We start from the raw sequence: 3,307 nt of genomic DNA on the forward strand, positions 1-3,307 counted from the left end.
AGCGGCGCGGCGGGCGGACGCTGCACGCCGAGTACGGCGTGGGCGTGGCGCTGAACGTCGGCAACATGACGAACCTGCTGGCGTTGCGGCGGCTGGCCGCGAACCGGGCGGCGCTCGGCTCCGGGATCGCCTGGCGGCTGTTCACCGAGACCGAGCTGATGATGCGCCACTCGCTGGAGGGGCAGGCGCTCGAGATCGGCTGGATCCGCGACAACGTGTGCGACCTGGACGCCGACGACTACTACCGGATGTGCCTGAAGAAGACGTCCTGGTACACGTGCATCTACCCGTGCCGCACCGGGATCCTCGTGGCGACCGGCCGGGAGAACGCCGTCGACGTGCTGGACCGGTACGGCTGGTATCTGGGCGCGGCGTTCCAGATCCAGGACGACGCGCTCAACCTGACCGGCGACTACGCCCGCTACGGCAAGGAGATCGCCGGTGACCTGTGGGAGGGCAAGCGCACGCTGATCCTGATCGACTTCATGCGGCGGTGCACACCGGAGGAACGTGATCGGCTCGTGCGGTTGCTGAGCCGTACCCGCGCGCAGCGCACCGACGCCGAGGTGCGCTGGCTGCACGGGCGGCTGCTCGCGTACGACTGTGTGGAGTCGGCGCGGCGCAGCGCCCGGGATCTCGCGCTCGCGGCCCGGCGTGAGGGTGAGCGGGCGCTGGGCGCCGCCGCCGACACCGAGGACGGCCGTTTCCTGCTGGAGCTGACCGACTACGTGGTGGAACGGGCCCGCTAGCCGCCCAGGATCCCGCGCAGCCAGGTGAGCTGTTCGCGCTGGTGTGCCGCCTCGCCGCCCTCGTGGTCGTTGAACTCGTACACCCGCACGTCCTTGTCGCCGCCGTAGCGGTGGTAGGCGGCGAAGCAGGTCGACGGCGGACAGACCTGGTCACGCAGGGCGATGGAGAACAGCGCCGGCGCGGTGGCGCGCGGCGCGAGCACTGCGGCGTCCAGGTAGGACAGCGTGCGGAACACCTGGTCGGCGCGGTCGCGGTGCAGCGCGAGGTACTCGACGACCTCGGCGTACGGGCTGTCCGGGCCGGCGACGCGCACGCCCCGGCGGATGTCGCACAGGAACGGCACGTCCGGCATGACGGCGGCGACGTCCGGGCACAACGCGCCGACGGCCAGGGCGAGGCCGCCGCCCTGGCTGAAGCCGGTCACCGCCACCCGCGCCGGGTCGACGGCCGGGTGCCGCCGGGCGGCCTCGGCGAAGCGCACCGCGTCGGTGATGAGCCGCCGGTAGTAGTGCTCCGCCGGGTCGGCGACGCCCCGGGTGAGGAAGCCGGGCACGGTGCCGGCCGGGTAGGGGTGCGGGTCGGGCGTGCCGCCGGTGGCGGCGCTCCACCCCTGGCCGCGGCTGTCCATGATCAGGTGCGCGAAGCCGGCCGCCGCCCAGAACAGCTTCTCGTGCGGCAGGCCGCGGCCCCGGCCGTAGCCGAGGTACTCGACCACGCAGGGCAGCGGCCCGTCGGCACCGGCGGGCAGGTGCAGCCATCCGCGTACCGGCTCACCGGCGAAACCGGGGATCGTGACCGCGTACGTCCGGATCTGGGTCAGCCCGGTGTCGACCGGCTCGTAGACCGCCGCCGCCGGGTCGCCGCCGCCGTCGAGCGTGCGCGCCCAGAATCCGTCCAGGTCCGCCGGCACGTCCAGCTCCGGCCGGTACGCGAGGCAGCCGGCCAGGTCGAGGTCGGTCAGCGGCACGACGCGGCCTCCCGCACGGCGGACGCGAACCAGCCGGTGATGGTGCTCGGGTGGGTGATGGCGGTGCCGACCACCACCGTCCACGCGCCCGCCCGCAGCGCCTGCGCGGCCTGCTCCGGGGTGTGGATGCGTCCCTCGGCGACCACCGGGACGTCGACCGCGGCGGCGAGCCGGGCGACCAGGTCCAGGTCCGGCCCGTCGCCCTTTGTGGTGTACGCGGTGTACCCGGAGAGCGTCGTGCCGACCAGGTCGGCGCCGGCAGCGGCGGCGGCGATGCCCTCGTCGAACGTGGAGCAGTCGGCCATCACCAGCGTGCCGGTGCGCTCGTGCACGGCCGCGATCGTCTCGGCGAGCGTACGGCCGTCGGGGCGGGGCCGGGACGTGCCGTCGAGCGCGACGACGTGCGCCCCGGCGTCGGCGACGGCGAGCGCGTGATCGAGCGTCGGGGTGATGAAGACGTCGTCGTCGCCGTCCTTCCAGAGCCCGATCAGCGGCAGGTCCACCGCCGCGCGGATGGCCGCGATGTCCGCCAGCCCCTGCGCGCGGATGCCGGCGGCGCCGCCGCGGGCGGTGGCGAGCGCGACCCGGCGCATGGTGTCCGGGTCGCGCATGGGCTCACCCGGGTACGCCTGGCAGGAGACCACCAGGCGGTGGCGGAGCTGGTCGACGAGCGCGTTCATGAGACCTTCCAGGCGAGCGAGGCGGCGCCGAGCAGCGGCGCGTCGGGGCCGAGGGTGGAGGCGAGGACCGGCACGCCGGCCAGGCCGGGCAGCGTCTCGTCGGGCACCGCGTCACGCAGCGCCCGCCACCACGGCTCGCCGAGGCCGGTGACGCCGCCGCCGATCACCACGGCGGCGGGGTCGAGCACGTTGACCAGGCCGCCGACGGCGGACCCGACGGCCGTGCCGCCGAGCCGGACGACGTCGCGGGCCGTCTCGTCGCCACCTGCCGCGAGCGCGGCGACGGCCCGCAGGTCGGCCACCGGACGGCCGGTACGCCGGACGTACTCGGCGGTGAGCGCGGGCCCGGCGGCGATCGCCTCCAGGTGCCCGCGCCCGCCGCAGGTGCAGGGCAGCGTTCCGGCGTACGCCGACGGCTGGTGCCCGGCGTGCCCGGCCGCGCTGTGCGCACCGGCGAGCACGGTGTCGCCGAGGACGAACGACGCGCCGACACCGGTGCCCACGGCGACGTAGAGCACCGTGTCGTACCCGGCCGCGACGCCGTGACGCGCCTCGCCCAGCGCGTGGGCGTGCACGTCGTTGACCACGGTGACCGGCACGCCCAGGCGCCGGCCCAGGTCGCCGCGCAGGTCCGTGCCGGCCCATCCGGTCAGCACGTCGGTGGCGGACAGCACCAGGCCGGAACCGCTGTCGATGACGCCGGCGCTGCCGACGCCGAGCGCCCGTACGACACCCGGCGCGTCCGCCCGCAGCTTCTCGACCAGGCCGGCGGCGGTGTCGAGCACCGCTGCGGCGCCGGAGCGACCGGGTGTCGGCGCGGTGTGCCGGCCGACGACCTCGCCGGCGGCGGTGACCCGCGCGGCTGTGGTCTTGGTGCCGCCGATGTCGAGCGCGGCGACCAGACCGGTCG

At 75.4% G+C, this 3,307-nt stretch carries 4 protein-coding genes; 1 reads left to right on the forward strand and 3 read right to left on the reverse strand.

Annotation, left to right across the window (positions count from 1 at the left end):
- A partial coding sequence (locus tag KBX39_RS27080) for a polyprenyl synthetase family protein (RefSeq protein WP_210873179.1) occupies positions 1-749 on the forward strand: 749 nt, incomplete at its 5' end.
- Here KBX39_RS27080 and KBX39_RS27085 read toward each other — a convergent pair.
- The 3 genes from KBX39_RS27085 to KBX39_RS27095 form a co-directional block, all read right to left on the reverse strand.
- The gene (locus tag KBX39_RS27085) at positions 746-1,717 is read right to left on the reverse strand and encodes an acetylxylan esterase (RefSeq protein ID WP_210873181.1); all 972 of its coding nucleotides are present in this window, start codon (positions 1,715-1,717) and stop codon (positions 746-748) included. The two genes, KBX39_RS27080 and KBX39_RS27085, sit on opposite strands and share 4 nt — an antisense overlap.
- A complete protein-coding gene (locus KBX39_RS27090; protein WP_210873183.1) occupies positions 1,708-2,397 on the reverse strand; it encodes an N-acetylmannosamine-6-phosphate 2-epimerase in 690 nt (229 codons plus the stop codon). The genes KBX39_RS27085 and KBX39_RS27090 overlap by 10 nt, the downstream gene beginning before the upstream one ends.
- Positions 2,394-3,307: ROK family protein (locus KBX39_RS27095; protein ID WP_247660647.1), on the reverse strand; the 914-nt coding region annotated here is incomplete at its 5' end. The genes KBX39_RS27090 and KBX39_RS27095, both read right to left, overlap by 4 nt.

The organism is Micromonospora sp. D75, from assembly GCF_018070405.1.
GTDB classification, from domain to species: domain Bacteria; phylum Actinomycetota; class Actinomycetes; order Mycobacteriales; family Micromonosporaceae; genus Micromonospora; species Micromonospora chalcea.

Bases quoted from the DNA above. Each gene is read 5' to 3' on its own strand.
- KBX39_RS27090 (WP_210873183.1), bottom strand. From the start codon at position 2,397: ATGAACGCGCTCGTCGACCAGCTCCGCCACCGCCTGGTGGTCTCCTGC.